The 18,838-nt window shown below is 41.2% G+C and carries 29 protein-coding genes; 3 read left to right on the top strand and 26 right to left on the bottom strand.

Annotation, left to right across the window (positions count from 1 at the left end; all coding sequences use genetic code 11):
• Window positions 1-159 precede the first annotated feature (159 nt).
• The 20 genes from BI198_RS02195 to BI198_RS02100 all read right to left on the bottom strand — a co-directional run bounded on the left by BI198_RS02195 (window position 160) and on the right by BI198_RS02100 (window position 11,748).
• On the bottom strand, window positions 160-366 hold the full coding sequence (locus BI198_RS02195) for a cold-shock protein (protein ID WP_070048078.1): 207 nt from the start codon (window positions 364-366) through the stop codon (window positions 160-162).
• A gap of 234 nt (window positions 367-600) precedes the next feature.
• Window positions 601-1,026, bottom strand: coding sequence for a hypothetical protein (locus BI198_RS02190; protein WP_070048077.1), 426 nt, complete (start codon window positions 1,024-1,026; stop codon window positions 601-603).
• A gap of 28 nt (window positions 1,027-1,054) precedes the next feature.
• On the bottom strand, window positions 1,055-1,477 hold the full coding sequence (locus BI198_RS02185; RefSeq protein WP_070048076.1) for a Replicative DNA helicase: 423 nt from the start codon (window positions 1,475-1,477) through the stop codon (window positions 1,055-1,057).
• A gap of 70 nt (window positions 1,478-1,547) precedes the next feature.
• On the bottom strand, window positions 1,548-1,898 hold the full coding sequence (locus tag BI198_RS02180) for a hypothetical protein (RefSeq protein ID WP_070048075.1): 351 nt from the start codon (window positions 1,896-1,898) through the stop codon (window positions 1,548-1,550).
• Between the two features lie 71 nt (window positions 1,899-1,969).
• A complete protein-coding gene (locus BI198_RS02175; RefSeq protein WP_235605198.1) occupies window positions 1,970-2,170 on the bottom strand; it encodes a YkgJ family cysteine cluster protein in 201 nt (66 codons plus the stop codon).
• Window positions 2,171-2,444: 274 nt separating this feature from the next.
• Window positions 2,445-3,941, bottom strand: coding sequence for a helicase HerA-like domain-containing protein (locus BI198_RS02170; RefSeq protein WP_070048073.1), 1,497 nt, complete (start codon window positions 3,939-3,941; stop codon window positions 2,445-2,447).
• Between the two features lie 184 nt (window positions 3,942-4,125).
• The gene (locus BI198_RS02165) at window positions 4,126-4,407 is read right to left on the bottom strand and encodes a DUF503 domain-containing protein (RefSeq protein WP_070048072.1); all 282 of its coding nucleotides are present in this window, start codon (window positions 4,405-4,407) and stop codon (window positions 4,126-4,128) included.
• Window positions 4,408-4,437: 30 nt separating this feature from the next.
• Window positions 4,438-4,674, bottom strand: a complete 237-nt coding sequence (locus tag BI198_RS02160) for a hypothetical protein (protein WP_070048071.1) — start codon at window positions 4,672-4,674, stop codon at window positions 4,438-4,440.
• Between the two features lie 44 nt (window positions 4,675-4,718).
• A complete protein-coding gene (locus BI198_RS02155; protein ID WP_070048070.1) occupies window positions 4,719-4,940 on the bottom strand; it encodes a hypothetical protein in 222 nt (73 codons plus the stop codon).
• A gap of 287 nt (window positions 4,941-5,227) precedes the next feature.
• Window positions 5,228-6,100 (bottom strand): mechanosensitive ion channel family protein, encoded by an 873-nt coding sequence (locus tag BI198_RS02150; RefSeq protein ID WP_083256536.1) that lies wholly within the window; start codon window positions 6,098-6,100, stop codon window positions 5,228-5,230.
• A gap of 77 nt (window positions 6,101-6,177) precedes the next feature.
• Complete coding sequence (locus BI198_RS02145) at window positions 6,178-6,516, bottom strand: tRNA-binding protein (protein WP_070048069.1); 339 nt, start codon at window positions 6,514-6,516, stop codon at window positions 6,178-6,180.
• Between the two features lie 151 nt (window positions 6,517-6,667).
• On the bottom strand, window positions 6,668-6,886 hold the full coding sequence (locus BI198_RS02140; protein WP_070048068.1) for a hypothetical protein: 219 nt from the start codon (window positions 6,884-6,886) through the stop codon (window positions 6,668-6,670).
• Window positions 6,887-7,031: 145 nt separating this feature from the next.
• Window positions 7,032-7,484, bottom strand: a complete 453-nt coding sequence (locus BI198_RS02135; protein ID WP_070048067.1) for a DUF302 domain-containing protein — start codon at window positions 7,482-7,484, stop codon at window positions 7,032-7,034.
• A 224-nt stretch (window positions 7,485-7,708) separates the two neighbouring features.
• The gene (locus BI198_RS02130) at window positions 7,709-8,443 is read right to left on the bottom strand and encodes a CPBP family intramembrane glutamic endopeptidase (protein WP_070048066.1); all 735 of its coding nucleotides are present in this window, start codon (window positions 8,441-8,443) and stop codon (window positions 7,709-7,711) included.
• Between the two features lie 114 nt (window positions 8,444-8,557).
• Window positions 8,558-8,800: a hypothetical protein gene (locus BI198_RS02125; RefSeq protein WP_070048065.1), complete on the bottom strand. Its 243-nt coding sequence runs from the start codon at window positions 8,798-8,800 to the stop codon at window positions 8,558-8,560.
• Window positions 8,801-8,881: 81 nt separating this feature from the next.
• On the bottom strand, window positions 8,882-9,514 hold the full coding sequence (gene catB, locus BI198_RS02120; protein ID WP_070048064.1) for a type B chloramphenicol O-acetyltransferase: 633 nt from the start codon (window positions 9,512-9,514) through the stop codon (window positions 8,882-8,884).
• A 53-nt stretch (window positions 9,515-9,567) separates the two neighbouring features.
• Window positions 9,568-10,386, bottom strand: a complete 819-nt coding sequence (locus BI198_RS02115; protein ID WP_070048063.1) for a hypothetical protein — start codon at window positions 10,384-10,386, stop codon at window positions 9,568-9,570.
• 98 nt (window positions 10,387-10,484) lie between these two features.
• Window positions 10,485-10,826, bottom strand: coding sequence for a hypothetical protein (locus tag BI198_RS02110; RefSeq protein ID WP_201243380.1), 342 nt, complete (start codon window positions 10,824-10,826; stop codon window positions 10,485-10,487).
• A gap of 108 nt (window positions 10,827-10,934) precedes the next feature.
• Window positions 10,935-11,264: a hypothetical protein gene (locus BI198_RS02105; protein WP_070048062.1), complete on the bottom strand. Its 330-nt coding sequence runs from the start codon at window positions 11,262-11,264 to the stop codon at window positions 10,935-10,937.
• A gap of 103 nt (window positions 11,265-11,367) precedes the next feature.
• Window positions 11,368-11,748, bottom strand: coding sequence for a VOC family protein (locus BI198_RS02100; protein WP_070048061.1), 381 nt, complete (start codon window positions 11,746-11,748; stop codon window positions 11,368-11,370).
• Between the two features lie 143 nt (window positions 11,749-11,891).
• Between BI198_RS02100 and BI198_RS02095 the strand changes: the two genes are divergently transcribed.
• Window positions 11,892-12,935 carry an IS110 family RNA-guided transposase gene (locus BI198_RS02095; protein ID WP_070048060.1) on the top strand — a complete coding sequence of 348 codons (1,044 nt, stop codon included), beginning with the start codon at window positions 11,892-11,894 and terminating at the stop codon, window positions 12,933-12,935.
• A 464-nt stretch (window positions 12,936-13,399) separates the two neighbouring features.
• On the opposite strand, the gene BI198_RS02090 is transcribed toward BI198_RS02095, so the two are convergent.
• From BI198_RS02090 to BI198_RS02070, 5 genes are all read right to left on the bottom strand, one after another.
• A complete protein-coding gene (locus tag BI198_RS02090) occupies window positions 13,400-13,813 on the bottom strand; it encodes an SRPBCC family protein (protein WP_070048059.1) in 414 nt (137 codons plus the stop codon).
• Between the two features lie 116 nt (window positions 13,814-13,929).
• Window positions 13,930-14,289, bottom strand: a complete 360-nt coding sequence (locus BI198_RS02085; RefSeq protein WP_070048058.1) for a nuclear transport factor 2 family protein — start codon at window positions 14,287-14,289, stop codon at window positions 13,930-13,932.
• Window positions 14,290-14,397: 108 nt separating this feature from the next.
• Window positions 14,398-14,748, bottom strand: coding sequence for a hypothetical protein (locus BI198_RS02080; protein WP_070048057.1), 351 nt, complete (start codon window positions 14,746-14,748; stop codon window positions 14,398-14,400).
• A gap of 239 nt (window positions 14,749-14,987) precedes the next feature.
• Window positions 14,988-15,278: a hypothetical protein gene (locus tag BI198_RS02075; RefSeq protein ID WP_070048056.1), complete on the bottom strand. Its 291-nt coding sequence runs from the start codon at window positions 15,276-15,278 to the stop codon at window positions 14,988-14,990.
• 384 nt (window positions 15,279-15,662) lie between these two features.
• Complete coding sequence (locus BI198_RS02070) at window positions 15,663-16,634, bottom strand: LysR family transcriptional regulator (RefSeq protein ID WP_201243379.1); 972 nt, start codon at window positions 16,632-16,634, stop codon at window positions 15,663-15,665.
• A 73-nt stretch (window positions 16,635-16,707) separates the two neighbouring features.
• Between BI198_RS02070 and BI198_RS02065 the strand changes: the two genes are divergently transcribed.
• Together BI198_RS02065 and BI198_RS02060 are read left to right on the top strand one after the other, a co-directional pair.
• Complete coding sequence (locus tag BI198_RS02065) at window positions 16,708-17,757, top strand: zinc-binding alcohol dehydrogenase family protein (protein ID WP_070048055.1); 1,050 nt, start codon at window positions 16,708-16,710, stop codon at window positions 17,755-17,757.
• 11 nt (window positions 17,758-17,768) lie between these two features.
• On the top strand, window positions 17,769-18,059 hold the full coding sequence (locus BI198_RS02060) for a putative quinol monooxygenase (RefSeq protein ID WP_070048054.1): 291 nt from the start codon (window positions 17,769-17,771) through the stop codon (window positions 18,057-18,059).
• Between the two features lie 261 nt (window positions 18,060-18,320).
• Here BI198_RS02060 and BI198_RS02055 read toward each other — a convergent pair whose 3' ends face one another.
• Window positions 18,321-18,764, bottom strand: coding sequence for a VOC family protein (locus tag BI198_RS02055; RefSeq protein ID WP_141728824.1), 444 nt, complete (start codon window positions 18,762-18,764; stop codon window positions 18,321-18,323).
• Between the last annotated feature and the right edge of the window lie 74 nt (window positions 18,765-18,838).

The following is an 18,838-nucleotide window of genomic DNA, read 5'->3' as shown; positions in this document are numbered from 1 at the left end:
ATGATTTGACTATAGCGAGCAAGGAAATTGAAAAGAATTATAGATATTCCGTAGGATGTTTCATCAGTGCAAAGCATACAGCGCGAACTAACTGATAACAGGCAAAAAAAAACCGGAAGGCAAAGCCATCCGGTTTTTTCATTTGTTATAGCTTATCGCTTAAACAGGAACTACTTTATTTGCACAAGGACCTTTCTGGCCTTGACCAACTTCAAACTCGACCGCTTGGCCGTCGCTTAAAGTTGCGTAGCCACCACCGGCTTGAATTTCAGAGTGATGAACAAACAGATCTTTGCTGCCGTCTTCAGGAGAAATAAAACCAAAACCTTTTTCAGCGTTGAACCACTTAACTGTACCTTTAGCCATTTTCTTTACTCATAATTGTTGGTGAAAAATAAAAAGTTATAATCGAATCCACCAGTTCGAAAATAATACATTACTATAAAACTAGAAACGTTAACGCTCTAATAACAAGCTAACTATACACATTATAGCACTAAACTAAAATGAGTTATTTTTTAATAAACCGTTTTCAGCATTAGCATAGACCGAAGCTATAAAAGCTAGAGCAGTAAAAAATAATTCTAATCATATAGTCACCTATTTATTATCCTTATTTATTCTCTTGCTATCTGTTATTTCGCTAGTTGATATCTGTTTTCGTTCTGCTGCAGTTAATGGCCTATACCAGCGAGGGTAAGACCAACCATAGCCCCATCTAAACGATGTCGGTAAATATGGGCTGCCACCTACACGAACTCCTGCGAGCATTAAGTAGGCTATATGTTGTTGCCCTACTTGAGCAACACATTGGCGTAGTTGTTTATCTGCTTGCAACCTCTGTGCATAAGTACCACCTTGCCAATACGCAAAATCATGAGCGGTACAACACGATAACCATAATTCGTTTTGACTAAAGGTACCATCGGGAAAAGCACTACAGCCATCTGTTGTAAAAGGTTTTATTGTTTCGGCAGTCAACGTTATTGAAAACAGCAAACACAACACAGTAAGCACGATACGCATAAATTTCTTCTGCCGATACTTATCGGGTTTAGTCTGCTAAAAGCTTGGCCAATAGCTCGTCTATTTCGACTTTAAATTCTCTATCTTCAATTTTATTAGCGCTAATTTTTGCCGCTTGCAAATTGTTGATAGCCGCGTCAGTTTGACCTAGTTCAATTTGCAATATCGCCATGGAGAATGCGATAGATGCCATATGGTCTTTTGAATTAATAGCGACGGCTTTTTCTAGGGCTTTTTCATATCCCGCCAATGCGTCTTCTAGCTCTTCTGTAAAGTCGGCAAGCGTTTCCCATTGTTCTGGGTGATCTTTATTGGTATTTTCGTTATCGATACAAATGGCCTTCAACTCTGCATAATGCGTATCAAATGCCTGTTTATTGCCTTTTTTGTCGGCGTCCATTAACTTTTCAGCTAAGGTATACACCGACTTATATATTTTGGTATTTATCATTACAGATTACCTTTTTTACTACTATAAAAATAACCACGAGGCTAAGCCTGCTCAACCTCGCATAATCGTTTTACCACTCACGCCACTGTTCAGTGATATCGTCTTGGTAATCGTGTCCTGCATGTTGCACAACTAAACTAATCAGTGCACAAATATCTTCACGTTGATGCGCTTCAATTAGCTGATGAACATGCTTACGGTTTAATTCATTTAGGTTTAGCACTAACGCTTCAATTTTTGCACAAACCCAAGAATAGTCTGAACGTTGACTGCTTTCACCTACCTCTTTAATAAATAAAGATATTATTTTATCAAATTCTGCCACGTCACTTTTTAAGTATGCAGGTTCATCGTCATCCTCGATAAAGTCATACATCCAATGCAGCAGATATTGCTTTTTATCTTCAATTTTCTGAATCATTTACACTATCTCTAATAAGGTAAGGCTTCTCAAATAAGGCAGTATGGGTGGAGTGATATCTTAGGAATAAACTAGGTTCTTTCAGCCAGGCATTCATAGCCGCCCATTTCAAATTCGCGGCAAATTAACGGCCGATTTTCATAAATACGACAAAGCATGGTAGAGCGGTCTAAAGCTGCACACCAGCCATCATCTAAGCGCGCCATCGTCATGCCGCCCCAGTTATCTACAGCAACATACTGTTCAGGCACGCCGGTATCGGTAATTAACATGACCTCTAACCGGCAACAATTAGCCTTGCAAGTTGAGCAAGTGACAGCATCACTAGGTACATTCTTAACGGCAATATTCATTGTGCGTCACGCACAAATTTTATCGGGCTAGTTTTATTAGATAATCGTTTTTGCATAACAACCTGTTTAGTTTTAAACCACCTAAACCTTGAGCTAGCCAGTTTAATAGCTTATTTTCGGCTCAAGTATTAGGGCTAACTATACAGTATTGTTGATGTAAAATTCGAGGTAAATACCCTGTGCCAAAATTGTCTTAACGCTTACCAAATAATGAACCCAAAATACCCCTAATTAACTGGCGGCCAATCTGACTGCCCATGCTTCTGGCGGCACTTTTCACCATTGCTTCAACCGGAGTTTGCCTAGTACGCTTACTTTTAACCGCTGACGTTTTAGCTTCTTTCTCAGCTTGTTTTTCGGCTTGTTGCTGGGCTGCTATATCAGCATTTGACTCTGCGAGCTTCTCAGCTTTTTGTTTTAATAATTCATGAGCCGATTCACGGTCGATAACTTTATCGTAACGGCCTTTATAAGGTGAGCGAGTGATATAATCAGCACGCTCCGCATCGGTTAAAGGCCCGACTCGCGACTCAGGTGGTTTAATATAAACCAGTTCAACCGGTGTTGGCTTACCATCCGCGTCTAATACTGAAACCAAGGCCACTCCCACACCTAACTCAGTAATAAGCTGCTCGGTATTAATATCAGGATTTTGTCTAAACGACGCTGCAGATGCCTTCACCACTTTTTTATCTTTTGGGGTAAAGGCGCGCAAAGCATGTTGAATTTTCATGCCTAATTGACCCAGTATATCTTCCGGTATATCCATCGGGCTTTGGCTAACAAAATATACCCCAACCCCTTTTGAGCGTATCAGCCTTACCACCTGTTCTATTTTGTTAACTAATACATCGGCGGCACCATCAAATATCAAATGTGCTTCATCAAAAAACAACACAAATTTCGGTCTATCTGCATCACCTACCTCTGGCAAGTTTTCAAACAGTTCCGCCAGTAACCAAATCAAAAAGCAGGCATATAATTTTGGTGACTCATGAATTAACTTGGTTACATCCAGCACGTTGACCACGCCGTTACCTGAAAAGTCGGTCTTAATTAAATCGTCTAGTGCAATGGCCGGTTCATTGAAAAAATGCTCAGCGCCTTGCTCTTCTAACACTAATAATTTTCGTTGAATGGCACCGATACTAGAAGAGGATATATTGCCATACTCGCCTTTCAACTCCTTTGCGTTGTCGGCCAACCAGGTTAACATCGAGCGCAAATCTTTTAGATCCAGCAGTAACCAGCCATTATCATCTGCAACCTTAAAGCAGGCATATAACACACCACTTTGGGTATCGTTCAACTCTAACAGGCTAGCAAGTAGCAAAGGCCCCATATCTGAAATGGTAGTGCGGATATTATGACCTTTATGGCCAAACATATCCCAAAACACCGTAGGCACAGAGCGAAATTGATAATTTTCAATCTTCAGTTGCTTAACTCGGGCGTCAATTTTGGGGTGTGTACTGCCCGGCGCGGCTAATCCAGAAAGATCGCCTTTCACATCAGCAAGAAAAACCGGCACCCCTAAACGGGAAAAGTTCTCTGTCAAATTTTGTAAGGTAATGGTTTTACCCGTACCCGTTGCGCCAGCAATTAAGCCATGCCGGTTAGCCATGCTCGCATCCATCAAAAAATGACCGGAAGCAGTGCCACCGATTAATAAACTAGGCTTATCACTCATCGAGTTCTCCATTACCGAAAAAAATAATTTATGCCAATACGCTTTAGCGACATAATATTTAGTATAGAGGTCGATCAAAGACCCTCCACTAAATTAGGCAATTTAAATGGATTTAGGGGAGGCAGAGGGGTTATGGGCAGCAACGTTAAGGAAAACATAAGCAAGTGGACTTTTGCTTTTTTAATTAAATCCGTTCACACGTTATATTGATGATACGTCCTTGAACGCTGTGCTGAATTTTGTCTTCAATTTGACTACACAGCGATTCGACCTCGCGTCTTGAGGCGCCTACCACCACAAACGACCATTCGCTGGCATCGTGCCGGTTGTGTTCACCGCTTTCACAGACCGCTACTGCAGGATTACGCCCGAATTTTTCATGCAGGCCGCCCATACGTTGCCTTTTTTCTTTCAAAGAACCACAGCCCGGTAAAGAAAAGGCCATGGTTAGAATACTAATATGCATACGGTTTTCCTTGGTTTACGGAAAGCCTTATTATATGCACTCTTCCTTTTCACCTGATAATGTAATGGTAAATAAAGCTAAAATACCATTAATGATGTCAGTACTAGCCTTTTCATGCCTCTGGCCGGTACGTTCACTTTGCTGCTTTCTTGCTTGCTCAGACTCGTAGGTGCCTGTTACAAATTTACAGCCATTATCTGCTATTTGATGAGAGGCACAGGATGACACTGAGATAACAACAAAAAACAGTAATAACAATTTAGACATAACTTCCCTGTGCATATAGAGCGTAATACTTTGTTCTGAGCCTGTTAGCCATTTACTGACGCAGTGACTGAATTAACATCTTTTTTCAGAACTAAAACAATCAAGTAAACTAAACCAAATGGCGGAATAATAGATAACGCGGCCCCAATCAGACCGGCGATAATAGGTGTTTGGGTTTTACGACGACCAAGGTAATAGCTTAAAGTACCTACAATTAGTGCAAAAACAATAATAAACTGACCTAGTATTGTGGCATCGAAATTCATCCTGATTTTCCTTATCGTTTTAATTAATGAGGCTCCATTCCAGCCCCAACATACGCTGCACACTAATTATATTAGAGCTTTCGTATTAGAGGCCGCGTCTGGGCTAGGCTTAGCTTTGAACTAAAGCCGTTTTGTATTGATAAATGATACAATACTAGATTTTATCATGGTTAACAACAGTGTAACTTTTAAGATGTATTGCTCCACAACAGCTGATATAAAGCAGACTACCGCACAGTCATTTAAGCAATCTTCAGTACTTAATAGGCTGATAGCCAACTAGTTTGCTATTCGTCCATCTGCTGATTAGTGTTAATACTAACTGGCTGATTAAAAGTGAGCGTTCTATATGGAAATGGAATTTCGATATCCGCATTATCCAGCGCAGATTTAATAGCGGCAATGACTTCGTCTCGTGACTGCCTAATATCTATTGGCTTAGATCCCGTCCACCACGTTACTTCAAAATTCACCGACGAATCGGCAAATTCATTAGCAAATATTTGTACAGGACGTGAGTCACTGATTACCGTTTTACAGTCAGTTACCGCTTGTTTGATAACCGACCTAGCTTCATCCACATTTTCGCCATAGCCCACTCCACAGATAATGGTGGTTCTACGTTGGTCAATATCGGTTTTTATCGTCAATGGATTTTTGAATAACATACTATTGGGCAGTATCACTAATTCACCATCTGTTTTACGAATATGGGTCTCACGTACTAATATCGCCTCAACAGTGCCCTCATAACCTTCACATTCTATAAAGTCATTGATGCGCATTTCTTTGCGGATCAATATGATGATCCCGGCTAAAAAATTCTCAAATATATCTTTAAAAGCAAAACCAATTGCTACCGAGCCTATGCCCAAACCTGCCAGCATTTTTGTCGGGGTTAGATCTGGAAAGGCGATAATCGCAGCAATCATTATTCCGAATAGCCAGATGGCTAAAGAAGAGAATAACACCAGCAGCTCCGCCAAGCTCTGGCGTAAATGGGTGTGCTTAAGAATACGTTTGGCAATGTTTTTGGCTAATTTGGCGAAGGCATAAGTTAAAACAAGGATGATTATAGCAATGAGTAACTGCGGCAAAATCTCGATAGCACTTCTTGCCATATCCTTAATCTGGGCGAGTAGAATGTTAATGGGCTCCATGCATCCTCTTTACTATTATTAGAGTTAGAGTGATAGGGAATGTTAATAATTATAACTGAAAAATCTTAGTCTGCTTGTTATGCCAGCCTTGTGCCATTAGGTAGCTTCATATCAACAGTTGCTAGCACCACAGAACCATCAGGGCGGTACAGCCCAGTAACTAAACATTCAGACATAATAGGGCCAATTTGTTTTGGTGGGAAATTTACTACTGCTAACACCTGCTTACCCAACAGTTCTTCTTTTGCATATAGATTAGTGATCTGCGCACTAGACTTTTTAATACCGATTGCTTGACCGAAATCAACCTTCAATTTGTAAGCAGGCCGACGCGCCTCTGGAAAGTCTTCGACATCAATAATGGTCCCAACCCGAATATCGACTTTTTGAAAATCATCCCAATTAATATGTTCCATAAATTACTCAGAATAATATTTTGCCTAACGCAGAGCTAACCGACGGGCAATAAGCGTAGTGAAGCACCGCATTTACCCGTCCGTGTTGAGCGAATTATTAGGCGCTAATAAGGTCGTGATTTTACCTTTAATGGTCAGGGGGACGGTGTTCTTACAAATTTCTATTCCCAATGCTCGGCCACTTGGTAAACGCAAGAAAATACAAAAGAATCACGTTAATGATTGGAACCACCATAAGCAAACTTAGCCACTTCGAGTAGCCCGCCTTAGAAAAGATAAACCAAAACGGCAATATCACCAACGCTGCCATCACCAACATCATTAGTGGTCCCATAGGCCACATTCCCATACCAGGCATTGTTTCAGACATAACATTTCTCCATTTCTATAAATGGTTGCTCAGTGGCGCGCAACCTGCGCCTAACGCTTTAGCTAAAGGGCGTGCGTCTAGCACCTCCCGTGGAGGCCGTCCCCTAACGAAATTGAGAGGTGAGGTCGTCCTCACTTCCGAATGCCTACTTGGCAACTGCAGCTTTTGACAACTTACCTAAAATACCTGAAATCTTATTAATTACTTCATCGCAATTTTTTATATCATGACGCTTCATTAGGTAACTCGGATTGTTGTAAGATAACCAAACTTTATTATCGGCGTCCTCACTAACCAATACCTTTTGCGGTAAATCAATTGCAACATCCTGAGCACATTGCATTAAAGGCGTGCCAACTTTAGGATTACCAAAAATAATAACTTCCGTTGGACGTAGTTCTAGCCCTACACCACTAGCATTTTTTTGATGGACTATTCTTGCAAATAGCGTTAATCCTTTGCTCTTAGCAATACTTTCAAAACGGTCAGCGGTTTCTTTTACTGAGTGATGACTTTCATATTTAACCAAACCATCCGAGGCTGCTACTGAAAACGAGGCTGCAAGTAGAACGAGCCCTATTGATACTAATTTTTTCATTTTTCACCTCTGAGATTAAACTCATTTAATTACATAATTCGCCTAACGCACGCCACAAACGCGAGCAACTTGTTGCGAGTTGAGCGTCCAACTGACGCGTTTTTGATGGCGTTGGTTAAATGCTTACTTGGTCAATACTATTGTTCAATAGTACTTCACCGCCCTATATAAGCATCGATACGTTCATAAAATCAGTCATCATTTTTTAACTTAGTCCCCTACTCCTAAGGGACAAAAACCAAGCTAGCATTTATCATAAAATGTATAACAATTAAAATCTCGAGCCGTTTAAATCTAAGCAGAATAAAGGTAGCGCCAAAAATCAGACTAAAAATCAAATAGTTTAAAGTTAGGCTAATGGAGCGAATTTCACCATGAATAAATACAAATGATACTGCTATTATTGGCAATATAAACCAAGGGTTTTTTATAATTCTATTTAATCGTGTTAATGCAAAACCTCTAAATATAATTTCTTCTGTAATAGCAGCAGTGAATGCGAGGACAATAATAGCGGCTAAGCGTTCTAATGTGCTGATTGGGCCGATAAATCCTGCTTGAGATCTTGCTGGTAGCTCACTTCCGTAATATATATTAGGAACGATAAATGCTGAAATAACTAGTACAACAAGAAGCCCGATATACCAATATTTATGTTTAGCGAACCAAGACCAGTTAACACCCACAGAGCTCCAACTTTCATTATTTTTAGCTAATGCGTACCAGATAAACAGAAGTGGAGTCCAATGGTAAAACAGGTTAGAAAAAATAAAATACCACCATCCAGCTCTTGCTTCGTTGTTATACAATAGTGAAGTAAATTCATCGGGCAAGAATGGAAGCAACATTGAGCTAAAAAAATCATTGCTATACAAAACAGGGTAGACAATCAAGCCTATTAGTAATGCTAGAGTCGTATACTTGTCTAGAAAAGCTTTAGTTTGAACGTCCGAATTCATTCATCATCCTTAATTTAACGCCTAAATAACAGGTTAAGTAATGGTTGGCTAAAATTGTGAGCAAAGCGAAACATTGCCACCTGTTACATGCCCTTGTTTATTTTCTCGTTATGTTTACCTATCATCAGAATTTTGATTGTTATTAGGTATATCATTGCAAACTGCACAATTAATATTTTGCCGATAGTTATAGAAACGTCTAATTGCAAAAATCACAACGGATATCAATGACCACAACACTCCGAATTCAATAGAATACTCGAGGCTTCTACCTTTTAAGAATTGCACGCCAGCTAATAAAACAAAAACTATTGGCAGTGCAATAGCATATTGAATAATCCATTTTTTTATTGGCATATTATCTTCCTTAACACTCCAAGCTAAAAGTAAACATAACGCCCGCATTTGCGTCAAAATAAGTACGGAAAAATGTGCTTGTTATGTGCGAATTTCAGCAAACCAGTGCTTATACAAGCCTTCAATATCTGCTGAACATAGTAAATTCATGCACGCTTTCAATTCACTATCCGACCAATTCCACCACTCCATTTCTAATAGCATTTTAATTTTTTCGCTAGAGAAGCGGTACTTGATATGTTTTGCTGGATTTGAGCCAACGATTTCGTATGGTTCCACATCTTTAGTCACAACAGCTCGACTAGCTATTATTGCCCCATGGCCTATTGTCATCCCTGACATAATCATTGCTTCTGAACCAATCCAAACGTCATTTTCTATGACTGTATCACCTGCGCGCTCAAAGCCATCTTGCGCACTGGAAAATTTATCATTGCCTTTATAGAAAAATGGAAAGGTACTTATCCAATCATGTCGATGGCCTTGATTACCCGCCATCATAAAGACAGCCCCAGAACCAATTGAGCAGAAATTGCCTATGATAAGTTTGTCAACGTCTGTTCTATCTGCCGCTAAATAGCGCACACAATCATCAAAACTATGCCCATGGTAGTAACCTGAATAATAGCTATGCCGTCCGACTACAATATTCGGATTTGCAACCTGCTCCTGTAACGGGATGCCAGAAAATGGAGATTCAAAAAAGTTCATAATTGCAACCGTATCCTAAAGTCACATAACGCCCGAGCGGCGCGTATGTGCTGGGTTCATACACTGCGCCATCTCCTTACAGCCTTGGTGACCAGCGCAACAATACAAGCTACCACTGAAAACTGCCCCAACATTTGAAGAGCGAGTTTAGGCCAGAAATCAACTTCTTCCGTAAAAAGTGGATGCCATACATAAACAAGCGACAAATTACCAGGATAAAGTAACACTCGAGCTCCCGGCATAGGCCCCCCCCAAAGTTCCCACAAGTTCCAACTTAAAGCAAAAGCGACTAAACCGATCACAACTGAAGCAGTCCCCGAAATAATTGCTATCGTTGATGTTTTAAGCTGACTCATTGTGCTCCATAACGCTTGCCACAAACGCGAGCAACGTGTTGCGAGCCGCGAAGCGGCGTTTTGATGGCGATTGTTAGGCATTTTTTTACCAAGTACATATCGCTTAAAAACATAACCCCAAGGCACTGCTATAATTGGCAAAACAACCAGTGCAAAAGCAAAAGCGGTTTCTTCAATGCCTGAACCTACAAGTTCATTAGATCGCCAGAGCGGATACACTACCAAAATTAGCCATAGCACTTTATAGAAAATTTCAAGTAAAAGAATGGGTATCATTTCAACTGTTCTGAATATCCCCAACAGCGCCAAAGCTGAAAATGCAGCCCACACACTCCACGCCACGGCCTCTTTTTCATCCCAGTTGCCTGAATAAGATAAGATATAACCCCAGACATCCTTGCCTAGCACAAAAAACATTAAGATATAAATCAGCCGCATGAAATAAATGTTTATCGGTCTGATGCCTTCAAACTTTGTGCTCTTGGTGAATAAATTCTTAAACATTGTCGGAATATCCATATAAACATTTTCGCTTAGCCGAATTGGCCTAACGCTCCGCGAATGCGCGCGAACTTGTTAGCGTCTCAGGGGCCGCAAGCCCCGAATGACGCGGCTTGTTAGCTGCCAACTTTACTAACCAGTAACGTCAGTTTTTGAGAGCCTATTTCCATTGTAGCTTCTTTGCCGTAGGCAACCGTGAATGACGGGGTTACTGTGTCATTGCCAACGGTAACAGCAGTAATAACACCAACAGTATCATCTTGGTTCGGCTTAACAGTAAGATTAAAGCTAAAGTCATTGCCAATAGTGATTGATGCCATTTTATCTGCTTCAACCACCATAACAGGTGACGCAATCAATTCACCATTTGCATATACTGACGTAGAAACTTGGTAGGTCTCAGCAGCAAAACACGATACAGAAGCCAACAAAGATAACGCTAATAAACTCGCTTTCATTTTAATTTCCTTTTTAATGTGAGGGTGAAGCGCAGCTAACGCCCGCCACAAACGCGAGCAACTTGTTACGAGTCCAGCGGCCGCAGGCCGCGATGTTTAAGCCGTTTGTTAGTTGCCATATGCGGCTTTAAGTACAGCCATTACCACAGCAATAATTGCTATAGTATAAACAATAGCTAGTATCGAATTGATTCCTAAAAGGGTTAGCCACCAGATATTAGTGATTCCCTCCCTTAGGCGAACTTTCCTATTCCATAGCCGGAAAGAGCTATTCAACAAAATTACTGCTGATACAAGCAGCAAGGAAAAAACTACTATTACTCCAATGCCAGCCGTTGGTGCTGTGTCGGTTAGTTCAGAAACTCCGTGAGTAATAAAGTAGAGATAGACGCAGGCTAATAAGGTAATTAAAAGGCCGCTGACCTGTGCTGATTTCATGAGCCTCCTGGGCAACTAACGCCTACTTAAGCGGAATAATACAGTTGGCTATAATGTGAACGGAGTGAAACAGCCAACTGTATTTTTCCGTCTAAAGTTCTTGTTAGGCACGCTTATCTACTCTCCAGGGTGGATTGAGTCTATTTTCGCCTGCCCAGTATAGTTTGATTTTATTACCTGATGGATCCTGTAGTATTGCTTCACGCCATAGATAACTTTGCTCTGTTGGCTCTTGATCAAACTCGATACCAATAGACTTTAAATCCGATACCCATTGATCTAACTTTTCATGTTCAAAATAAATTACTACACCATTTGAAAAATCACCAGTTTCTAGTGAAAGTGAAAAAGTTGAATTTCCTTCGGTGCATTCGAAGCGTGCATAATGGGGAGTATCTACAATTTGGGTAAATCCTAGTTTTAAATAAAACTCTGTAGCTTCATCCATGTGTTTAACTGGTAATGTAACTTGATTAAGATTCACGATACTTCCTTGTGTTCCAAACGCTCAAAGCAGCCGCGCGTTAAGCGTCGTCTGGAACCACTTGATAATCATTGAGCCTTCTCCCTCAGCTTTGCCAGATTGGCTAAGCTGAAAGGCGACGAAACCCAAAAGGAGAAGACCCAATGAAATTTTATACTACACAACATCCGTACTATTGTGGAATTGATTTGCATGCTCGCTCTTTATACGTTTGCATTCTGGATGCTGCCGGTGAAACCATCTTACACCGTGAAATCAAAGCATTGCCAGAACCATTACTAGATATCTTAGCACCTTATATCGGTAATGTTGTCGTTGGCGTTGAGTGCATGCACTGCTGGTACTGGGTAAGCGACTTATGTGCTGAACATGGTATCGATTTTATTCTTGGTCATGCTTTGTATATGAAGGCCATTCATGGCGGCAAAGCAAAAAATGATCGCATAGATTCCTATAAAATTGCTCACCTTATTCGCGGTGGCAATTTCCCGCAGGCCTATGTGTATCCGCCAGAAATGCGCTCTGCCCGTGATTTATTGCGCCGCCGCACTCGTATTGTTCGCCATGGCGCCGACTTAAAAGCACATGTAAAAAACACCACTAGCCAGTACAATTTACCCCCTAACAACCTAAATTTACGCTACCCTAACGCCCGCGAAGCTATGCGAGATCGCTTTGATGATCAGTTCGTACAGCGCAATGTTGATCTGGACTTAAACATCATTGCTTTTTACAACCAAGAACTTAGTTCTATTGAATGCTTTATTGAAAAACATGCTAAGCATCATAACGGCAACGATTACCATATCCTGACCAGTTTTCCCGGTATTGGCCGCATTCTGGCGCTAACCATCTTATACGAAGTTGGCCATATTGAACGCTTTAATACCGTTCAAGACTTTGCTTCATATAGTCGGTTGATTAAGTGTAAAGCAGAATCTGCGGGTAAAAGCTATGGCACTCAAGGAAACAAAATTGGTAACGCCCATTTGAAATGGGCCTTCGGCGAAATTGCCGTGCTTTACCTGCGCGGTAACGACAAAGCGAAAGCTTACTTACTTAAACTACAAAAACGTATGAGTAAAGCTAAAGCTCTCTCAGCATTGGCACATAAAATTGGCCGTTGTGTTTACTACATGCTAAAAAATCAGAAGGTGTTCAATGAAGAACGTTTCTTAACGTGTTAAGTCGCGGGACAAGGTGAGCTGAACGTCTAACTGGAACACCATGGCTGATGCTCAAATGAAGGCTGGTAGCCAATAGCAACATGCTGAACCACAGGCCTTCTGGCACACTGCCGTAGCCAGCGCGCTTGATTAGACACCTTGTCGCCGCGCATTACCATCAGCAAGATGGTTTGCACCTGTACTGAGCCTGAAACTAACTGGCTTTAAGCCCGTCGCCTTGAATAGTGCCAGCAACAGGTTAACCGATTAATGTCTGGTGCCCCTACTGTCAGCAAGGATGCTGAAATCAGCAGGCTCTCACTGAGAGTGAGATAAGAGAGCCCCTATATGTGTTTGTTGCAGGCTATCGCCTGGCAACCATGATGACAGATGAAGCAGAGTATCTTGCTGATGGACAACAAACTGGCCGCTAACGCGGCCAGAAGAGCGGCTTTACCTATTGACTCCGAGAAGGCTCATATGTGTTAGTTGCTTTTACTTTCAACATATTGTTTAAAGTTTTCGAGAATCATTGACCAACCTTGGCGCTGTTGTTCCCCTGAATTTTCATCTTCTGCTTCAAAAGTTTCAACTATTTTGGTTTTGCCACCAATTTCAGTAAATATGCAGGTAACTTCGCGATTATCTTCGAGTTTATAATTTATACTTTGAAGAGGCACAATTGATGTAAATTCTCCCTCAAAGTCAAAACCCATAGATTCATCTTTAGCTTCCATACGATAATTGAATTTACCACCAACAACTAAGCTAATTTGTGCCTTTGGGCAAACCCAATCATTAGTAGCAAAATTCCAGTTTGTAATGTCTTCGGGTGTTATCCAAGATGACCAAACTAAATCTAGTGGTGCATTAATGATTGTTTCTATCGATATTTTCATACTTACTCCAAACTTATGAATTGACGAGCAACTAACGCCGCAATAACCGGCGCGAGGCACGAGCGTCCGGCGCCGCAGGCGCGTAGTTAATTGCTTTGTTAGTTGCCCGTGCCACCTCAGCCAGCGTATGACTCGATTCGGCAAACCTGATTACACTTTGCCGAAGTGAACTCTATGACATGGCAAAATCGTTGCTCGCTTTTTCCTCGCGCGGCATCTCCATTGACGGCGCCGACTTTTCCGTGGGACATAACACGATCAATCATCACACTGGCCGGTGCATTTAGGGCTCCAACGTGATCGAGAATGGCTTCCGCGGTTGTCACAGTACCACCCACATAATTCCATGTAGCTTCGGAATCAAGGAGCGTAGAAAGAAATTCAATGTCTCGAGTTTCCAACGCGACCACAATATCTTCTGCCATCTTGTTCTTAGGCGAATTGCCACAATCCGCACTGCGGTTTACTCGCGCCATCGGCACTTCTCCTCTGAGCAACTAACGCCCAAATAATGGGCTAAAAATAGAGGGCTAAAATGGAGCGAAGCGAACAGCCCGCTGTTTTTAGTCCTGTTAATTTGTTTGTTATGTTGCAGGTTGACCACTGCCTTCCAATACTGGGCTGTAAACACCCCAAATAGCAAATGGTACTAACAACAATGACAATGCAAAAAGCCAAATTAGTAATTTCATAGATTTGCTGCTTTTAGTCTTACTAACTTTATAAAGAATAAAAGCTGAAATTAAGCCCAAGACTCCCCAGTAACGATAAGAGCCAATTAATATGGAAGTTTGAATTGGTAACTCAGCTTCGAAAGAGTCAAAGATGCTTTCGAATTGCTGAATAAATAGAAAAGCTCCATAGGCAAATAACCCAAAATAAAGCGTTGATACCGTAGCTGCTATTACTTGAAAATTACTCTTAACTTGATTCATACTCTGCATCTCCTTTTGCAACATAAACGCCCCAATAAGGGGCTAAAAATTGTTTGCTAAAATGTGCAGCGAAGCGGATCCGAGCAAACTATTTTTAGTCCTGCTTAATTGGCTCTTGTTATATGCTCTTTAACGTTTTTGCTGATTTGGTGTTGGATCTTTAGATTTTTTAACGTACTCAACGTATTGTGGTGGTGAAGGTATTTTCTGGTTGTTGTTTTCCTGCTTTTTATCGTCACTCATTTTGAGAACTCCATAATTGCTAATATAATATTAAAAAATAAGAAAAACCAAGCACTTAAAACCAATTCATTATAAGAATGCTCTAAGTTTTTAGACTTGTCTTCAATTGCGCCCGATAGCTCTTTCACTGTATGTATAAAACAATTTGTGATGTATTGCTCCCTAGCATCATCATCAACTTGTAACAAATAATCAGATACCTCTTTCGATCTTGGTAATACTGGACTATCGCTAATTTTTAAAGCTAATAGTGCATGACCCCATGAACAAGCAATGCAAATAATCATTAATACGTAACTTATAAACAAACACCATTCTATTGGTGTGTTTAAAGCAAATACATTCTCATGTGTCAGCCTAGTTATAATTAATGTCGCACCAATAATTGCTGTCAGGAACGTAAGAAACTGAGAACACTTTGTCTCAAAATGTTTAAACCTATCAAGCTCTTCTTCATAGCGATCTTTAAAATATTCGATAGTTTTAATTTTAAACTCCTAACTAGGCATGAGCATATAACGCCGCCATAATTTGCCACTTGAAGCGCAGCGAAAAGCGGTCAAATTGATGGCCTTGTTATGTATTGATTTCACCATATTATATAGAAAACCTTGATATCTGCTTACGGATTTGAGCTCAAATATTTTATCATAATCAACAATCTTCAAACTCTAAGCAAGAACACTCTTGTCTAAAATTCCTTTGTCGATCAGTTGATTCAAAATGGCTACACTCTTCTCTTTGAAAGAATCTCTGAGTAGCCGAGCGGCCGGCGTGATCGATTGTCTGCTTGGAAAAATCAGCCAAAGTTCAGTAGACCTAGGTTTGAACTCGGGCATGATGCTGAAAACCCTTCCTGATAATAAATCAGCGGACATATCAAGGCAGGATTTAACCGCCAAGCCTTTACCTGCTACGCACCAACGCCTTACAAGGTCGCCATCATTAGAGGCGCGATTACCATTCATCTTGATCTTATATTCTGCTCCCGTGCTACTGTGCGTGAATGTCCAATTATCGTGGGTAATGTCGTAAAGCTGATAAAAAAGCCCGTTGTGTGTGACTAATTCATGCGGGTGTTCAGGTGTACCGTGTGTATCAAGATAGTCTTGGGTCGCACAAAGTAGTGTAGGCACAGTGCATATCTTAAACCCATAAAGATTCGCATCACTGGGCGATCCATAACGTAAAGCGATGTCTACTGAATCACGATAGAAGTCGATATTACTATCTGTGATATTCGTCTTTAAGCTCACCTCCGGGTAGGTTTCCATAAACTCATCAAGCCACGAAATAGCCAAGTTGCGCCCCAAGTCTGAAGACAATGCGATGCGCAATTCTCCATCGACAATATCTAGGTCATCCTTCATGTTCTGCTTCGCTTGATCCAGCATGAGCAGTGCCTGCTCACACTGGGGAATGTATTTTTCACCTGCACTTGAAAGACGAAGGTTCCGAGTTGTGCGGGTAAATAATTCCACACCCAAAGCGCTTTCTACCCGTTTAAGTGCGGCACTAGCCGTAGCCGTACGCATATCTAATTGCGTTGCGGCAGCAGTAATGCTGCGAAACTCAGCCACTTTTAGCACTAATTGAAGGTCTTCTAACAGCATATTATCAAATATTTTTTGAGAAATTATCAAATACTATACTGTTTAAAGAGTGGCAATCAAGGCGTATTATTCCTCCCAACAACTACGCAACTGGAGAACGACCATGAAAGCTATTGGCTACACCAAATCTCTACCCATTATGAACCCAGAGTCTTTAATCGATATCGAACTACCTCAGCCCATTGCCACAGGTCACGACTTGCTAGTTAAAGTAAAAGCGATTGCCGTTAATCCGGTGGACTATAAAATACGCCAGAATGTCACAGCCGAAGATGGAAACTACAAAGTGATTGGCTGGGACGCCGTAGGCGAAGTGGTAGCCATAGGTGAAGCTGCAGCCTTATTCAAACCAGGTGACGTGGTTTTTTATGCCGGTGATCTTAATCGCCAAGGCAGCAATGCTGAATATCAGCTGGTTGACGAACGTATTGTTGGCCACAAACCTAAAAGCCTTTCTGATGCAGAAGCCGCCGCGCTACCCCTGACCGCCATCACGGCCTGGGAAATTCTGTTTGAGCATTTAGCGATACAGCAGCAATCACCAGATTCGACAGAAAAATCAAATGAAGTGATTCTGGTTGTTGGTGCTGCCGGAGGTGTTGGTTCTATTTTGTTGCAACTGGCTAAAGCAATTACTGGTGCAACAATTATTGCCACTGCATCGCGAGAAAGGTCACAAGCTTGGGTAAAGAAACTTGGCGCTCATCATGTTGTTGATCATACCCAACCCCTGCAACCACAAATCGAAGCGCTTGGCGTTGGGCCGGTTACACATATTGCTAGCCTGAATAATACCGAGTCTTACTTCGAGGCATATACAGAAATACTGGCACCCTTTGGCAAGATCACCATGATTGATGACCCTTCCAAACCACTTGATGTGATGAAACTGAAGTTAAAGAGCCAGTCGTTGCACATTGAGTTTATGTTTGCACGCTCCATGTTTAATGCACCAGATATGGATGAGCAAGGTCGATTATTGAATCGTGTATCGGACTTGGTTGACCAAGGTCATATCCAAACCACCGTTGGTAAAAATCTAGGCATTATTAATGCCGACAACTTGAAGGCAGCACATAGGGAGTTGGAGTCAGGTAAGTCAATTGGAAAGATTGTTTTACATGGGTTTGATCAAACTAAAATTAACCAATAAGGAAAAGGGATATGGCAAAATTAACTATCGTAGCAAATATAACCGCTAAAGCCGAAAAAATTGATCTGGTAAAGGCTGAGCTTGAAAAGCTAGTCGAGATCACCCGTGCTGAAAAAGGCTGCCTGCAATACGATTTGCATCAGGACAATGAAAACCCAGCTCACTTTGTGTTTTATGAAAATTGGGAGTCCCGCGAGCTTTGGCAGACACATATGGGTGCTCAACATCTGAAGGACTATATGGCTGCAACTGATGGCGCGGTTGATTTATTCACTTTGAATGAAATGACAAGACTGGCTTAGTCTCGCCAGCACACTAAAAATAGATTTTACGCCTCACTGTAGTGAGGTTTTTTGCTGCAGCTTTAATCATTAAGCAATTACTAAGCTAGAGTAATAATCATATTTAAATACTTACTTTGGGTTGTGGATATTCTTGAAATACATAACGCAAAGCTTTGGGGCTGCAGTAGCGCAGCGTAGGCAGTCCCAGCCGCGATAGCGGCGACAACAGCGCATTGTTATGTGCTTTAACCATTACTACTGCCAACAACATACTTTTTATCATTTATTAAATTGACGAAGTTGAATGTGGTTACCATCACGATCTGCGATGTTTGATACTTTAAATATTGGATTGCTCCACTCGCCCTCAAATGCTTGACCACCTAATTTAACGGCCTCCTCACGCGACATAGCCATATCATCTACCGTGAGGAAAAGCTTAATGGGGCTGAAGGCTTTAGTCGGAATATCGAATGGTGGCACATGAATGATCAAGTTGAAGCCATTCGTTTCTAAGCTAATAAAATCATTGGTTTTGCGAACAACTCGCATGCCAAAAAGCTTCTCGTAAAACTCTGATAGGTTGTTCAAATCGCCAGAATAGATAAGAACACCGTTTTGCGCTGGACCTGACATGTGCTGTTCCTTGCTGTGTACAGTGGATTGAAATAATGCAGATAAAACAAAGAATGCAAAAGCAAAATAATCAATTTTGTTGAACACAGATGCCTCCCTGCACATAACAGCTTAATGTGATGGGGAACACACGCTTTAACGCCGTTATGCTTCCCTTCTAT

The sequence above is a fragment of the Rheinheimera salexigens genome, from assembly GCF_001752395.1.
Lineage (GTDB): Bacteria > Pseudomonadota > Gammaproteobacteria > Enterobacterales > Alteromonadaceae > Alishewanella > Alishewanella salexigens.
Note: the sequence above shows the minus strand (reverse complement) of the source record. Positions and strands in the feature narration are given on the sequence as shown.